At 47.8% G+C, this 15,741-nt stretch carries 13 protein-coding genes; 2 read left to right on the top strand and 11 right to left on the bottom strand.

What is annotated here, in order from left to right; translation table 11 throughout:
• Positions 1-850: 850 nt before the first annotated feature.
• From GO003_RS15165 to GO003_RS15145, 5 genes are all read right to left on the bottom strand, one after another.
• Positions 851-1,597 (bottom strand): VIT1/CCC1 transporter family protein, encoded by a 747-nt coding sequence (locus tag GO003_RS15165; protein ID WP_159655771.1) that lies wholly within the window; start codon positions 1,595-1,597, stop codon positions 851-853.
• Between the two features lie 983 nt (positions 1,598-2,580).
• Positions 2,581-3,618 (bottom strand): cytochrome-c peroxidase, encoded by a 1,038-nt coding sequence (locus GO003_RS15160; RefSeq protein ID WP_159655769.1) that lies wholly within the window; start codon positions 3,616-3,618, stop codon positions 2,581-2,583.
• A 272-nt stretch (positions 3,619-3,890) separates the two neighbouring features.
• Entirely contained in the window at positions 3,891-4,757 is an 867-nt protein-coding gene (locus GO003_RS15155; RefSeq protein WP_159655767.1) for a universal stress protein, read from the bottom strand.
• Positions 4,757-6,250: a SulP family inorganic anion transporter gene (locus tag GO003_RS15150; protein ID WP_159655765.1), complete on the bottom strand. Its 1,494-nt coding sequence runs from the start codon at positions 6,248-6,250 to the stop codon at positions 4,757-4,759. Before GO003_RS15150 ends, GO003_RS15155 begins: the two co-directional genes overlap by 1 nt.
• A gap of 155 nt (positions 6,251-6,405) precedes the next feature.
• Positions 6,406-6,873, bottom strand: a complete 468-nt coding sequence (locus GO003_RS15145) for a hypothetical protein (RefSeq protein ID WP_159655763.1) — start codon at positions 6,871-6,873, stop codon at positions 6,406-6,408.
• 153 nt (positions 6,874-7,026) lie between these two features.
• Between GO003_RS15145 and GO003_RS15140 the strand changes: the two genes are divergently transcribed.
• Entirely contained in the window at positions 7,027-7,314 is a 288-nt protein-coding gene (locus GO003_RS15140) for a hypothetical protein (RefSeq protein WP_159655761.1), read from the top strand.
• Positions 7,315-7,320: 6 nt separating this feature from the next.
• Here the strand turns inward: GO003_RS15140 and GO003_RS15135 are convergent, their stop codons facing one another.
• The gene (locus tag GO003_RS15135) at positions 7,321-7,746 is read right to left on the bottom strand and encodes a MarR family winged helix-turn-helix transcriptional regulator (RefSeq protein ID WP_159655759.1); all 426 of its coding nucleotides are present in this window, start codon (positions 7,744-7,746) and stop codon (positions 7,321-7,323) included.
• A gap of 196 nt (positions 7,747-7,942) precedes the next feature.
• Here GO003_RS15135 and GO003_RS15130 point away from each other — a divergent pair, with 196 nt between their 5' ends.
• Entirely contained in the window at positions 7,943-10,249 is a 2,307-nt protein-coding gene (locus GO003_RS15130; RefSeq protein ID WP_159655757.1) for an NADP-dependent malic enzyme, read from the top strand.
• Between the two features lie 46 nt (positions 10,250-10,295).
• Here the strand turns inward: GO003_RS15130 and GO003_RS15125 are convergent, their stop codons facing one another.
• From GO003_RS15125 to GO003_RS15105, 5 genes are all read right to left on the bottom strand, one after another.
• Positions 10,296-11,033, bottom strand: coding sequence for an SAM hydrolase/SAM-dependent halogenase family protein (locus GO003_RS15125; RefSeq protein WP_159655755.1), 738 nt, complete (start codon positions 11,031-11,033; stop codon positions 10,296-10,298).
• 3 nt (positions 11,034-11,036) lie between these two features.
• Complete coding sequence (ttcA, locus tag GO003_RS15120; RefSeq protein WP_159655753.1) at positions 11,037-11,891, bottom strand: tRNA 2-thiocytidine(32) synthetase TtcA; 855 nt, start codon at positions 11,889-11,891, stop codon at positions 11,037-11,039.
• 79 nt (positions 11,892-11,970) lie between these two features.
• Positions 11,971-13,191 (bottom strand): beta-ketoacyl-ACP synthase I, encoded by a 1,221-nt coding sequence (fabB, locus tag GO003_RS15115; RefSeq protein WP_159655751.1) that lies wholly within the window; start codon positions 13,189-13,191, stop codon positions 11,971-11,973.
• Between the two features lie 12 nt (positions 13,192-13,203).
• Entirely contained in the window at positions 13,204-13,719 is a 516-nt protein-coding gene (gene fabA, locus GO003_RS15110) for a 3-hydroxyacyl-[acyl-carrier-protein] dehydratase FabA (RefSeq protein ID WP_159655782.1), read from the bottom strand.
• A gap of 79 nt (positions 13,720-13,798) precedes the next feature.
• Entirely contained in the window at positions 13,799-15,697 is a 1,899-nt protein-coding gene (locus GO003_RS15105; protein WP_231089014.1) for a lytic transglycosylase domain-containing protein, read from the bottom strand.
• Positions 15,698-15,741 lie beyond the last annotated feature (44 nt).

Here is a 15,741-nt window from a genome sequence, read left to right as displayed (position 1 = left end):
ACAAGCCTTAACTTCTGAAACCCGGCTGGCTGCTGCACCGAATCGCTTTCGACTGGAGTCAAGGCGCAGGTAGTTGCGCTGACGCCGCTGTCCACCCAGGGCGGTACCGGGGACAGACCCAAACCCAACATCAACAATACCCCGCCAGGGCAGCGGCGGCTGTAGCACCAGCCAAGATAGCGCTCCACGACACTGCGCTTGCTGAAGTTTGTAAAGATATTGGGTATTCGTCAACGGACGAGTTAATAGAAAGGATCATAATCAGTCTCCATTCAGTTATGGGCGAAAATTATTAAATGAATTGCCAGCCTAGTCTGTACGCTTTCCAACATTCGGCTGAAAAAGTTGCCGCTTCAAAAGTCGTACGACATCCCTACAATACAAGATTGACTCGTCACTCCTTCTCATTCAACGAATGACCACCCACTTTACCTAACTACAAACGGCATCCTTAACCCGCTGTTGCTCGGAAAAGGAGTTTTCGCACGGGGTAATCTGTGTGATAGTCAGGCGACTGCTCATCAGAAGCTTAAACGAAAGTGGGCTCCGACAACTATCCTGACACAGAGAGCCAGTAAGGCGGCCACCGTCTCGGCGCTCAGCTGCTCGGTCAGTTCCGCGGTTTCGCGCGGAGCGACCATTCAACCGACGACATAGCGGAATATGTCTGATGATTGAATTAAGCGTTAATTACTTTTAGTTTCATGCCAATCGACTACGCAAAAATAATGAGCAACCATACTCCACCAAAATGAATTTCTATTGGGATTTCTGGTTAAGATTCGATGAGGGTAAGCAATGTACATTAATTGGATCGGCAGTCCTCATTGATGGACTAATTTGTAAATAATCATCCGCTAACCGTTCCGAACAATAAACCGACGCCTGCGGTAATGCCCATCGATAATATGCCCCAAAATATGACACGGGCGACTGCCGTTAAAACAGAAGCACCACCGGCTAAGGCAGATAGGCCGCCCAACAGCATCAGCGATAACAAAGAAATAGAACCTACTAGGGTTATCAGTGGCATGGTGTCCGATGCGGTTAAATTTATAATCATTTGATTGGCTTGTGCCAAAGGCAAATAAGGGAAAACCATCACCATCAACAGGGGTAACAATGCCCCCAAAGAAAACGTCAGGGCTGAAGTTAAGGCTGCTTGTAAGGGACGCGCCGTGGTAATTTCTGTTAGCCCTAATTCATCGCGCGCATGGGCTGCCAAAGCATCGTGGGCCATTAATTGTTCGGCAACCTGCTGCGCAAGTTCCGGTTTGAGGCCTCTGGCGATATAGATCACTTTTAGTTCATTTACTTCCTGATGGTGATTTTCCGTCAGTTCCTGCTCTTCCCGCTTTAAGTCAGCTTGCTCTGTATCAACTTGGGAGCTGACAGAGACATATTCACCGGCTGCCATAGACATGGCACCGGCTACCAATCCGGCTGTGCCGCTAACTAGTATGGCCTGGATGTCGGCGTGGGCAGCAGCGACGCCGATTACAAGACTCGCTGTTGAAACAATGCCGTCGTTAGCACCTAATACGGCGGCGCGTAACCAGCCGATACGATGGGCGCGATGAAATTCAGAATGTCTCAAAACAAGCACCTTTCTTTTAGAATATTGTCATGATAAACAGGGGCATTATTGATAAGTGCCATCGGTGTCTTTTTTCCAGTAACCAGGGCTTTGACTAATTTCTTATTATCAATGTGTAACGTCACTAACAATAGGTTCAGGTTTGTGCAAATCTCATGCAATTCTTCCCAAAACTCTTCTGCCTGTTTCGCGATCTCATTGATTCATCTTTCTCGGTCTGCGACGAAGGCTTGCTGGAGTGGGTCGTATTCTTCTTCGTAATACGTTCCAGAAAAATGGCGAGTATCAACTCAACAACTAGAACAAGCTACTCATGATAGCCTGGCTTTCATCGGTGATTTTGCCTTTGGCACACTGGTTCTCGAAGTCCGCTTTTAAGCGGCTGACTTCACTGCGAAACGAGGCTTTATCAAGAGTGGCCATCCAAGTTAATAGCGTAAGTTTGCGACAAACACATCATAGCATTGGTTTTTTCGGCCTTCGTTGGTCGCTTATGAGTGCTGTAAACCGAATTTTTGAGGCTGAACCCTTTGCGCAGCAAGAAACCCTCGCTACACGCACTGAGCCACCACTAAGGTCGCAATTAAATCAAGGCTACACAATTTCAATTTTTAGACACTAAAAAGCTGTCAAGCTTTTTTTGATTGTTTTATGGGGGGAGTAATTATCCGAAAATGGAATTCCAACCCCTTGATTGGTTTCGATGATATCGCCTTAGAGTCTTGATTCCAACCTCGTTTTTCACATAGCCAAAAAGACAAATAATTTTACTCTGGAGATGCTTTTTTAGCTTATGGCCCCGCCAGGGAAATTGGTGCCCAAAAATATATCTATTATACCGAAAAGTGATAATAGCCTTTACACACTTCATTATTACTAAAAGATAGTAAATATCGATTAAACTGTATGAATATTATACAAATCCCTATTGCTTTGACTTCAAACTGTCACAACGATTCAGCTGGTTCTTTTGCTTTAAACACCTAACGCGACACTTTTAAGTTATTTCCAAGCTGATCGTAAAGATCAAATCGCGGCTTGTAATTAACCGGTACGTCACCGGTCAATGACTCAAGAAAAGCAACAATTTTGTTTACGTCATAATCACTCAAAATTTTCCCAAGCTGAACTTCGGCCATAATGCGCACCGCCTCTTTAAGTTCAGCCACAGAGCCATCGTGAAAGAAAGGCCCGGTTTTAGCAATATTGCGCAGCATGGATACACGGAATGTATAAAGATCTGCCTCATTTTTGGTCAACTCAAAACGACCGGGATCTCGCTTTTCAGATTGAGTCGCTGACCAATAATCTTTGACAACACCAAACTTTTGAATTGAATTGCCTCCCAGCAGCGGGCCATTATGGCAGGAAGCACAACCGGTATCGATAAATAAAGCCAAGCCCTCTTTTTGCTGATGGGTCAGCGACGAATCATTCCCTGATAGAAAGTGATCGAAGGGCGCAGGCGTTAATAAAGTCGCCTGATAGGCTTGAAGCGCTTTGGCATAATTTGAGGAAGACAGAGGGACCGGCGTTTCCGGAAAAGCAGCCTTGAAAGACGCCTCATAATTCAGTGAGTCAAGAATCGGAACCACCGCATCGACCGAACTGAACCCCATGGAACCCGTTAGTGATTTTTCGGCCTGATGGGCCCCCGAGGTCCTATCCCCTGCCCAGCGTAAGGCCGGTTGCATCATTGCGTTAAACACTGTCTGCGCATTACGCGAAGTCAGCTTGCCCTTGGCGTCAGGTGAAAATGTCCGCCGATCTGCGCCCCAATCTTCAGCTTGATGGCAACTGGCACAAGCCGTCCTGCCATCTCCGGAAACCCGAACATCCCAAAATAAGGCCTGCCCTAACAAAACATCGGGGGTATCAGAGGTCACCGGCATGATGATGCCAAACAAGGCATTTGCTTGTGTTTTTAAATCCTTATTGGCGTCATCAGCCTGGCTAATGTCCGCTACCAAAATAAATACGGCAAATAAAACGGAAAAAAAATATTTGATCTCAATAAGCATAATGAATCCTACGCAGGTTTTTAAGGTCGACTGAGAAAGGTTTTAACATAGTACAGCCTGCCCGTTAGCTTGGATAAGCGTATAGCCGACATTCCTGTAAAAGAGGACTTAAGGCCTTCACTGCTATTTTTGCTCGGTTTAAACAGATGGATAGCGATGGGTCAATTGAGGTCATAGGGTCGTTGGGAGTTAATCATAAACAATCGGTATGCGCCAGTTAACGCTTGTCATGCATGAGTCTTTCGATACCACCCTGTCGCCTGGCTTGTGCCTCAGCGCAATAACAGCAGAGGCTTGAGGCTATGCGTCAACATTTTTACCGTAAAACTCCCCAACAACCAGTCGTGAATTCGGGTATGGCCGAATGCGCCCATCACGGTCATATCGATAGCTTTTTGCTCGTGATACTCGGATAAAGCCAGTTCTGGTTTGCCCACCAGTTTTTTGGCGATGACTTCAATGCCGCCTGCCAAGTGCAATTTGTTGGCGGCGATCTCAAGGAGTTGCCCTTTGCCTTCATCCTTGCTGACGCAGACCAGATGACATGTCAGGCCTTTATACAACGGACTGTTGGCAACCATGTCCAGGGCTTTTTCGGAAGCCTGGCTGCCGTCGTAAGCCAGCATGATACGTTCCGGCTCTTTAAATTCGGCGTTCACCACCAGAATCGGTTTGTGCAGCGAACGGATAATGGACTCCAGCTTGGCGCCGATCTTGTCCGGCTGATTTTCGTGTACCTTGCCGCGCACGCCAATCACCAGCACCCGCAAGTCGGATTCCAGTTCGATCAACGATTCGACCAAACTGCCGTGGCGTTGACTGGTGATCGGGTCGAGAACTCCGGCCTGCATTACCCGTTCCCTGGCAACTTGCAGAAATTGCTTGCCTTGCTGGAGCCGCAGCTTGCTGCGTTGCTGTTCAAGTTGGGTCAATTCATCCATTAAGTGGTCACGGCTATCGACGCCGATATTGCCAGTCAAATCAGTATGATCCGTTGCTTCGGGGTGATGATCGATGGTATGAAGCAGTTTTAAAGGGGCATCCGCTTTTTGAGCAAGCCAGGCAGCATAATCGCAAACAGCGTTGGTTAAAGATGAGCCATCGATGCCGGCCAATACCAGGTTTTGTGTTGTATTCATTAATGGCCTCCCATGACTTGTTCAATTTCTTCAGGGTTATCGTGTATCGCAAAGCGGTCGACGAGAGTGGTGGTGGCTTCATTCATACCGATCAATTCAACGTCTGCGCCTTCACGACGTAGCTTGATAACGACCTTATCGAGCGCGCTAACCGAGGTGATATCCCAGAAATGCGCGCGTTTCAGGTCGATGACTACAGTGTCCACCGCTTCCTTGAAATCGAAGCTGGCGACGAATTTGTCCGCCGAGTTGAAAAATATCTGGCCTACGACCTTATAAATGCGGGTACCGGTTGCTTCATCCAATTTAGATTCTACATACATGAAATGGCTGATCTTGTTGGCGAAGAATAAAGATGCCAGCAGCACGCCGACGAACACGCCGATCGCCAGGTTATGTGTCCAAACCACCACGACTACGGTGGCTATCATAACCATACTGGTGGACAGTGGATGCGATTTGAGGTTGAGAATCGAACGCCAGCTAAACGTACCGATGGAGACCATGATCATCACCGCCACCAGAGCGGCCATCGGGATCATCGAAATCCACTTATCCAAAAACACCACCATAACCAACAAAAATACACCCGCGCAGAGGGTCGATAGACGGCCACGGCCACCCGATTTGATATTGATGATGGATTGGCCGATCATCGCGCAACCGGCCATGCCACCCAGTAAGCCTGCGCCTATATTGGCAAACCCCTGGCCCTTGCATTCGCGGTTTTTATCGCTGGTCGTATCGGTTAAATCGTCGACGATGGTGGCCGTCATCATCGATTCCAACAAGCCCACCACAGCCAGAGGCACCGAGTAAGGCAGGATGATTTTCAAGGTGTCGAAATTTAACGGGACCTCTGGCCAGAGGAATATCGGCAAAGTGTCCGGGAGCTGGCCCATGTCGCCGACAGTGCGAATATCCAGCTTTAGATAAGCGGCGATGACGGTCAAGGCAATGATACAAATCAAGGGTGACGGTAAGGCTTTGCCGATTAGCGGAATATAAGGAAACAAATAGATGATGGCCAAACCGCCGGCGGTCATCGCATAGACGTGCCACGTCACGTTGATCAGTTCCGGTAACTGCGCTATGAAGATCAGAATTGCCAAGGCATTGACAAAGCCAGTCACCACGGAGCGGGACACAAAACGCATCAGGCTACCCAGTTCCAGGTAGCCGGCGATGATTTGCAAAACACCGGTCATTAATGTCGCGGCCAGCAGGTATTGCAGGCCGTGATCCTTGACTAACGTCACCATCAGCAAAGCCATCGCACCGGTCGCCGCCGAAATCATGCCGGGCCGACCGCCGATGAAAGCGGTGATTACGGCGATACAAAACGAGGCGTACAAGCCCACTTTGGGGTCGACCCCGGCAATGATGGAAAAGGCAATGGCTTCCGGAATCAGGGCCAATGCCACTACGGTTCCTGCCAGCACATCACCGCGGATGTTGCCTAGCCAGTCCTGTTTTTTCGATAAAAAGAGCATGTGTATCCTTTGAAACAAAAAAAGGCTATGCCTGGCATAGCCAAGGTAGGAGCGAGTAAAAAATAGGACGTGATGAATGAATCAAGGCGGACCGGATCGGTTATGCATGCGTTTGAGTTAAGTAGTAAAAAAATTAAGTAAGCTTTGTTACGTGACTATAGCGTCAACAGAAACAGGAGCAAGCCACTACCACTCGCGTAAGCGACTGAAACCAGTATTTTTTGCCGATGCGGCAAGCATAGCCATGCCTGTATTTTACGGTATTTGTAAGACTGCCAGACTGCCTGCAGGCGTTGCTGCCACCGCAAAGATAGAGCTGGCCAGCACTTAACCGCATAACTGATTCCGAATATGAACACCAGCACCATGCTATTGAAGATGATGATTTCGCTTTGATGGTGAGTAGTGTGCAACAGGTGCTCCAAAAGCTCTTCGAACAGGTGTTCGAAGACTTCGATCAGCAAATGCAGCAGTTCGAAAACAAGGTGCAAGCCATCGATCAACCCGTCCAACAAGGTGTCAAAAAATACGATCACTAAAAACGTTACAATTAACCGACAAGCGATGCGAGTCAGTAATTGGCGGTCGGTTTGTAAGTCGGTATTCGTGGGCTCTTCAGGCATATTCTCAGGTTTAAGCCGCAAATACTGCATAAATCATAAGCATAGGGTATTATATTGCAAATATAGCTGTTTTATCAAGCCCATACTCATTCTCGCCGTCTCTTCACGGCCAGCGCCGGCAACACCAGCAAACTGCAGATTATCGTCAAGGTAATGCCGACAGAAAACAGCAAACAAACCCATGCTCGCCGTACCTTGAAGGGTATTGAAAGCCAGACTGGTAAAACTGCTCAAGGTGTTCAGGACGCTAAAAAAAAGCGCCACGCGCCGAACTCAAATGCAACAACTCGCCGGCCTGATCCCGGCCTATGCAGTAAGCGCTGGACGATTTGTAGGCCGCTGTCTACTCCCATACCCAACAAGAGCGACAATTCTATTCAAGATTGGTCTGCTAAAGCTGCTGGAGCATGGTTTCTTGAACAAATGGCGGTGAACGGGTGAGGCCGTTTAATCGGTACTTTCGGCAATGCCGGCTTTGACCCGCTCTAGTAACGACACCATCATGTCCCTTTCCTCATCAGTTAAAGCCGCTAGGACTTTTGCCTCCACCGCATCGGCTATCGCCCAGAGTTCCTGCATCACCGCGCGAGCCTTATCGGTGACTTCCAGCCGGTAAGCCCTGCGGTCATCTGCATCCTTATTACGACGCACCAGGCCTGATTCTTCGAGTAAATCGATTTGTCTGGCCAGCGTGATCGGTTTTATCTCTAAAATCTCCGCCAGATCGATCTGACGGCAATTTTCGTTCTCGGACAAATGCACCAAGGCTCGCCATTGCGAATGGGTAAAGCCATTATGTTCAGCCTCTTTATTAAAACGTTGGCGGATAATGTGGCTGATTTCGTAACTGAGAAAACCGAATTTGGAATGCATATATGAGTTAAAGTGAAACAGGGATCGGAGGTGATGTAATCAATTGGCAATAAATATTATAAGTCATCTTATCAACTCAGGCATTTCAACCTGCAGCCTGTCCATTAGAGCATTATAAAATTAAGATAAAGCGCATTTGTCCAGGGCCTGTTCTGTTAAGATAACGGGTTTGAAACCGTCTGATTAAACTGCCAGCATGACTGATTCCCTAGATACCAAAGAACAACTTCGCCAACAATTTCATCAAGCCGCACTCGAATACCACAACCTGCCTGTACCAGGAAAAATCAGCGTAACTCCGACCAAGCAACTGACCAATCAGCATGATTTGGCTCTGGCCTACTCGCCGGGCGTCGCTATTGCCTGCAATGAAATCGTGGCAGATCCGGCAAATGTTGCCAAATACACGGCGCGCAGCAATCTGGTAGGCGTTATCACCAATGGCAGTGCTGTTCTGGGTTTGGGCAATATTGGCCCGCTTGGCGCCAAGCCGGTCATGGAAGGCAAAGCGGTTCTGTTTAAAAAATTTGCCGGTATCGATGTATTTGACATTGAGATAGATGAGCAGGATCCGGATAAGTTATGTGACATCATTGCCGCTCTGGAACCTACATTTGGCGGCATTAATCTGGAAGATATCAAAGCGCCGGAATGTTTTGATATCGAGCGCAAGCTGCGCCAACGCATGAAAATTCCGGTTTTTCATGATGATCAACACGGTACGGCGATCATAGTTGGCGCGGCCGTTCTGAACGGTTTAAAAATTGTCGGCAAAAAAATGTCTGATTGTAAACTGGTGGTTTCCGGTGCAGGCGCAGCGGCCTTGGCCTGTCTGGATTTAATCGTTGATCTGGGCTTGCCGGTCGCCAATATCTTTGTGACCGACATTTACGGCGTCGTTTATCAGGGACGCAAGGAATTGATGGACCCCAATAAAATCATTTATGCCCAACACACCAGCGCCAGAACCCTGGCCGAAGTCATTACCGGCGCCGATATATTTCTGGGATTGTCAGCAGGCGGCGTATTAACGCAAGACATGGTAAAAACCATGGCGGCAAAGCCCTTGGTGTTTGCATTAGCCAACCCAACGCCGGAAATAACACCTGAGGAAGTCAAGGCCGTTCGGGATGATGCCGTGATAGCCACAGGCCGTTCGGATTATCCGAACCAGGTTAACAATGTTCTTTGTTTTCCCTATATTTTTCGAGGCGCACTGGATTGCGGCGCAACGACTGTAAACCGGTCAATGGAAATCGCGGCTGTCCATGCTATCGCCGAACTGGCAGAAGCAGAACAATCGGATATTGTGGCTGAAACGTATGGCGTCAAAAATTTATCATTTGGCCCCGACTACCTTATTCCCATGCCTTTTGATCCGCGCCTGATGGCCAAGATCGCACCGGCAGTGGCACAAGCCGCTCAGGATTCAGGGGTTGCAAGCCGTCCTATTGTTGATATGCCAGGTTATATCGACCGGTTACAGCATTTTTCATATCAAAGCGGCACGATAATGCAGCCGATCTTTCAGATCGCGAAAAAGACTCCCGATGCCAAAAAACGCGTGGTATTTGCCGAAGGCGAAGATGAACGGGTTTTGCGCGCAGTACAAATTATTGTCGATGAAAAAATCGCCGTTCCCATTTTGGTAGGCCGCCCCGCTGTCTTGGAAAGCCGGATTGTGCGGTTCGGTTTACGGCTTAAATCCGAAATTGATTATCAGGTTATCAACCCGGAATACGATGAACGCTACCGTGATTTTTGGCAGAGTTACCTGCTGATGACCGAAAGAAAAGGGGTAACGGAACAATATGCAAAACTGGAAATGCGCCGTCGGCACACGTTAATCGGCGCCATGTTGATCCATAAAGGTTATGCCGACAGCATGATCTGCGGAACATTCGGCAATTCCACCCTGCACCTGCATTACATCGATCATGTCTGCGGCAAGCGTAAAGGCGTAAATACCTATGGCGCGATGAATTTTCTGATTTTACCAGATAGACAAATTGCCATTGTCGATACGCATGTCAACGAAAATCCAACGGCCGAACAACTGGCCGAGATTACTATTCTGGCCGCCGAACAACTGCGCCATTTTGGACTGATCCCGCGCGTGGCCTTACTGTCGCATTCAAATTTCGGCTCCGGCAACAGTGAATCCGCACAAAAAATGCGCGCCGTATTAAATATTCTCCAGACAATCGCGCCTGAGCTTGAGGTTGACGGCGAAATGCATGGCGATATTGCTCTTGAGCATGGCTTATTAAAGAAAAGAATGCCGAATACCGCGTTAACCGACAGCGCCAATTTATTGGTGATGCCGAATATCGATGCCGCTAATATTTCTTATAATTTATTAAAAAGTGCGGCCGGTAATGGCGTCGCGATCGGCCCCATCTTGCTGGGCTGCGCCCGCTCTATCCATGTCTTGTCGCAATCGGCCACTGTCCGAAGAATTGTCAATATGACAGCGCTTTCGGTGGTAGACACCGAGAAGTAATGTGCCGGTGAAAAAGCGCCTTGCGCTATTAATAGCAAGGCCTTTTTCAGTTTGGCGATAATTGAAAAGAATGACCTATTTTTAAATTCAGAAGATCCTGGGCTTTGCCTTGGTTAACGGCAATTTCGATCAAACCGGATGAATTACAATACCAAAACGGCCGGCCTGTTTCCACTGAACAGAATGTTGACGCCTGATCAATGCAATGCCCATTGATGAATAACTGACAGCCATCCAGATCTGGCTTGTAACGACTACCTGTCATGACGTTCCCGTAAAAATCAAAGTAAATAATTTGATTACAATCTGAGGACCAGCTACTGAGGTCGGATTTTGGCAGCGGTTTGCAATAATCGGACAGCAATCCGTTCGCTAAGGCACAGGCTACCGGAGCAAATAGATCGCGGCCATGAAAGCTGGTTGAACAGACATCAGGACGCCAAATAACTTCATACCATTCAACTGTCTCGGCCTGAACGGCAACGGTATTTAACAGACCATTATCCGGTCCTACAAAATACTGTCCCTCTGCAAACAGCACAACAGGTCGCCGGGTGCCGCCTACACCGGGGTCAACAACGGTTAAAAAAATGGTATTTTCGGGAAAACTGCTTCGCAGCGCGGCTAACAGGTAGCTGCTGGCGAAAGGATTTGCAGAAGGCGCATCACTGACTAAATTAATGACGGGGAGATGCGGAGCAGACTGCCGGAGAACGCTCTCCATTTGACCAAGGTAGGGACCTGCCGGGCCAAAATCAGTGAACAGAGCAAAACAGAAGCTCATGGATCATTGCGCGAGAAGAGATAAGCCCGTGGAAAAATCAATGACTTCACAGTGTTCCAGCGAGCCTTGTTTGAGACCTTCAAAATCAAATAGCTGTCTGTCCGCCAATTGTGAAGGCGCTACGTTTTGCAAGCTGGTAAAAATGGTTTCCAAACGGCCCGGAAACTGTTTATCCCAAGTTTTGAGCATAACCTTCATCGCCTGGCGTTGCAGATTTTCCTGAGACCCACACAGATTGCAGGGAATGATAGGGTAATCTCTGAATGCGGAATAACGTTGAATGTCTTTTTCGCGGCAATAAGCCATGGGACGGATAACGATATTTTTTTTGTCATCGCTTAATAATTTGGGCGGCATGGCTTTTAACTTGCCGCCGTAAAAGATATTCAGAAAAAACGTCTCCAAAATATCGTCACGGTGATGACCCAAAGCAATTTTGGTTATGCCGTGTTCCTCTGCAAAACCGTATAAAGTGCCCCTGCGCAGTCTGGAGCAAAGCCCGCAGGTGGTTTTTCCTTCCGGAATAACGCGCTTAACAACACTGTAAGTGTCTTTTTCAATCACATGAAAAGGCACACCGATGCTCGTCAAATACTCAGGCAACACATGCTCCGGAAATCCGGGCTGTTTTTGATCCAGATTCACGGCAATCAATTCAAACTTTACCGGTGCGGTCCTTTGCAGATTCATCAGGATATCCAGCATCGTGAACGAATCCTTGCCTCCGGACAGACAGACCATGACTTTATCGCCATCCTCGATCATGGTGTAATCGGCAATCGCGTCACCCACCGCGTGACGAAGACGTTTTTGCAGTTTATTGAATTGGGTGCGGGACTTCTGGTTCAGATCGAACATAATCGGCGGAAAAGACTTTTGGGTGTGGATTAATGACAACCGGGCCCAGTAAACGGGTCCGGTTGTTCAATGTATGGGTTTAACTGGCGTAGCGCTGAAAAATAAGGGTTGCATTGGTTCCGCCAAAGCCAAAGCTATTGGACATGATAGTGTTCAGCGTTATGTTATCTTTGTATTTACTGACGATAGGAATGCCTTCGGCCAGTGGGTCAAGTTGAGTAATATTCGCAGAAGCGCTGATAAAGTTTTGCTCCATCATCAACAATGAATAAATTGCTTCATTCACACCGGCGGCGCCTAAGGCATGACCTGTCAATGATTTGGTAGAACTCACAAAAGGCACTTCTTCGCGGCCGAATACGGCTCTTAATGCTTCAAGTTCACGGGTATCGCCGACGGGGGTACTGGTTCCATGCGCATTGATATAATCGATCTTGCCGTTAACTGTTGCCATAGCCTGCTGCATGCAGCGCACCGCGCCCTCCCCTGATGGTTGAACCATGTCATAACCGTCGGACGTTGCACCGTAACCGACCAATTCGGCATAAATTTTGGCTCCACGCGCTTTTGCATGTTCCAGCTCCTCGATTACAAGCACGCCGCCGCCGCCTGAAATAACAAAGCCGTCACGGGTTGCATCATAGGGACGAGAAGCGGTCTCCGGGGTATCGTTATATTTGGAAGACAATGCGCCCATGGCATCGAACAACAATGACATGGTCCAATGGACTTCTTCGCCGCCGCCGGCAAATACGACATCTTGCTTGCCCATCTGGATCAGTTCCATCGCATGTCCGATACAATGTGCGCTGGTCGCACAAGCCGAACTGATCGAGTAATTGACCCCTTTGATTTTAAACGGAGTAGCCAAGCAGGCGGTATTGGTACTGGACATGGTTCTGGGAACCATGTAAGGGCCCACTTTTTTAATGCCTTTTTCACGCAATATATCGGCAGCTTCAACCAAATTGGATGTCGACGGACCGCCGGAGCCCATAACCAGACCGGTTCGGAAATTAGACACGGCGGACTCTTCCAAGCCCGAATCATCAATCGCCTGCTGCATGGCCACGTAGTTGAAGGCCGCGCCATCGCCCATGAATCTTTTGATTTTACGGTCGATATAATCATCCAGATTGATATTGATTGCACCGCGAACATGGCTTCTGAAACCTAATTGCTCGTAATCTTCAGCAAATGTAATACCTGACAGACCTTGTCTAAGGGAATCGACAACTTCATTTCGGTTGTTTCCGATGCTGGAAACAATACCTAAACCGGTCACTACCACTCTTTTCATTTTTGCCAGCCTCTAAAAATCTTCAGTTGAAGTAAACAAACCGACACGTAAATCGGTCGCTTCATAGATCATTTTGCCATCCACTTCCATTGTTGCATCAGCAATTCCCATGACCAGTTTGCGCATGATCAGCCTTTTTAGATCGATTTTATAAACCACTTTTTTTGCAGTCGGTAACACCTGGCCGGTAAATTTGACTTCCCCTACCCCTAGCGCACGGCCTTTTCCAGGACCGCCCATCCAGCACAGATAAAAGCCGACCAACTGCCACATGGCATCTAATCCCAAGCACCCCGGCATAACTGGATCGCCTTGAAAGTGGCAAGCAAAAAACCACAAATCGGGATTAATGTCGAGTTCAGCAATGATTTGACCTTTACCGTATTTACCGCCTTCATCGGTAATAAGAGTAATACGATCCATCATCAGCATGTTAGGTAATGGTAATTGCGCATTTTTAGGCCCGTACAACTCACCTCTTCCGGACTTTAATAATTCTTCACGCGTAAAACTATGCTGTTTCTCCATTATTTCCGTACCTGCCGATATGTTTTTCATTTAAAACTTATTATTATCCATGACTCGCTAAAAAAAATCAGCTCAATTTTTACTTCGCTGATACATCTCGCATAAATTGACTGGCTTTAAGTTCTTCACGATTTAATTTCAATTGATAAATAATCGCATAGCCCAATACTGCCGATATATATTCCCGGGTTTCCTTATAAGAGAGTGTTTCCATCCAGATATCAGCAGGCATTGCCCCACTGTTTAAAAGCCAGGCATCGACCTTAGAAGGCCCGGCATTATAAGCGGCCACCGCCAGCATAAAATGACCGTTAAAGCGATCAAGCATCTGCTTGAAATAGTGAGCGCCCAACCGGATATTGACTTCAGGCTTCAACAAGTCATCGACTGATTCCCAAGGTGAGTTGAGCGCCAAGGCCATTTGCTTTCCAGTTGCCGGCATAAGTTGCATCAATCCTCTGGCACCTGCCGGCGATAGGGCCTCAGGATCAAAGATACTTTCTCTGCGGATCAGACCCAGAATGAGTGATGGCTCCAGTTGGTAAGTGACAGCGGCTTGATTGACATCAGCCATAAAGTCCAGCGGAAAACGAAGATTCAGATCATCCCAATATTCCGCTCTGGCCAGGGTTGTCACGGCATTATGATGCCACCCCCATTGCTGGGCTGTTTTAGCAGCCAAAAGGATTTGCTGCTTGTCCAGCTTACTCAACAGATATTGCCAGTACTGGCCCGCCTCGCTGCGCTGATTTATTGCTCTTAATTCGCTGACGATCAGCAAGTCGGGTTTTGTTTGAAAAGCTGTAAGTTCGGCAGGATCGAGTAAAAGCGGGCGGTCATTTAATTCCGGTTTCAAACCTGATTTTTCAGCAGCCAAAAATCCAAACAGGCTTCGATCTTTCGCCAACGTTTGATAGAGCCTGCGGCTGTTATCGACCTGCCCCAAAGCCTCTAATGTTCGAGCGCGCCAATACTGCCATCGCGGCAGATTAATTTGTTGCGCATCAAGACTGTCCAGGGCATTCAGCACATGCTGCCAATTGCGCTCAATTAATGCAGCTCGCACTTTCCATTCCCTGATTGATGAATCGGGGGTGACGACACGACTGAGCCTTGAGAAAGATGCTGGGTTCTTTTTGAATGTCAAAGCCAAACCCAGCCGTCCTTCAACATAATCTTTACTTTCGGGGGTCAAGGCAAAACGTGAGTTTGTTGAATCCCACACCTCGATAGCCTTATCCACATCGCTATCGGCCAGACGCACAACACCCTGCGCGAAAATTTTTTCCATCCCGACGATACTGTTATCCCAGTTAATTGCCCCGGTAACGCTGGACGGGTCGTTATACACCTTGAGCCACAAGGAGGCTTTTGCCTGATCCGGTTCAGCCATCAACACCATCAACTGACTCGCCAGAGTGGTTCGGTTTTTTTTGATCGATAACTCGAACCGTTCCCACAGAGCCTCTTTTGAAAAATAGTCAGAGTGAATCAATCCTTCGAATAAGCTATCGCAGGCCTGCGGCGTAGTCTCTGATGTGACCCACAGTTTTTTTGCTTCCTGTAACGCTGAGTCTCTATAACCGCTATTCAGCCGTGCCCATTGATAGTGACAGACCAGGGCCCGGTTTGAAGTGGGTTTATAGATTTTTATAAACTCCGGCCATCGGGTTTGTTCAGCCAAATAAAACAGATAATCCCTTCTTAATAAAGCGCTATAAAGCGTATCGGAATAATCGGTCAAAAATCGCTCAACGGCCTGATTCTGATTCAGATTTTGTTTAAGCCACTGATAGCGTAAAAACGGATACAAAGGATAATTTTTCAACGCCTCAGCTGCATCGGGCCAGGGTGCTTGAGGTTGAGTAGTTAGATTTTTGGATATGTTCAAAAAAGAGGCGCGCTGTTCATCAAGTGGTACCGAAGCACCGGCAAGAGAAACCATGAAAAACCATAATACCAAAACAAATCGTGTCATCAGGGCTTATTACTTTTAAGATTGGGTTTATAAAAAAGGGCCGC

This window comes from Methylicorpusculum oleiharenae (genome assembly GCF_009828925.2).
GTDB classification, from domain to species: Bacteria; Pseudomonadota; Gammaproteobacteria; order Methylococcales; family Methylomonadaceae; genus Methylicorpusculum; species Methylicorpusculum oleiharenae.
Note: the sequence above shows the minus strand (reverse complement) of the source record. Positions and strands in the feature narration are given on the sequence as shown.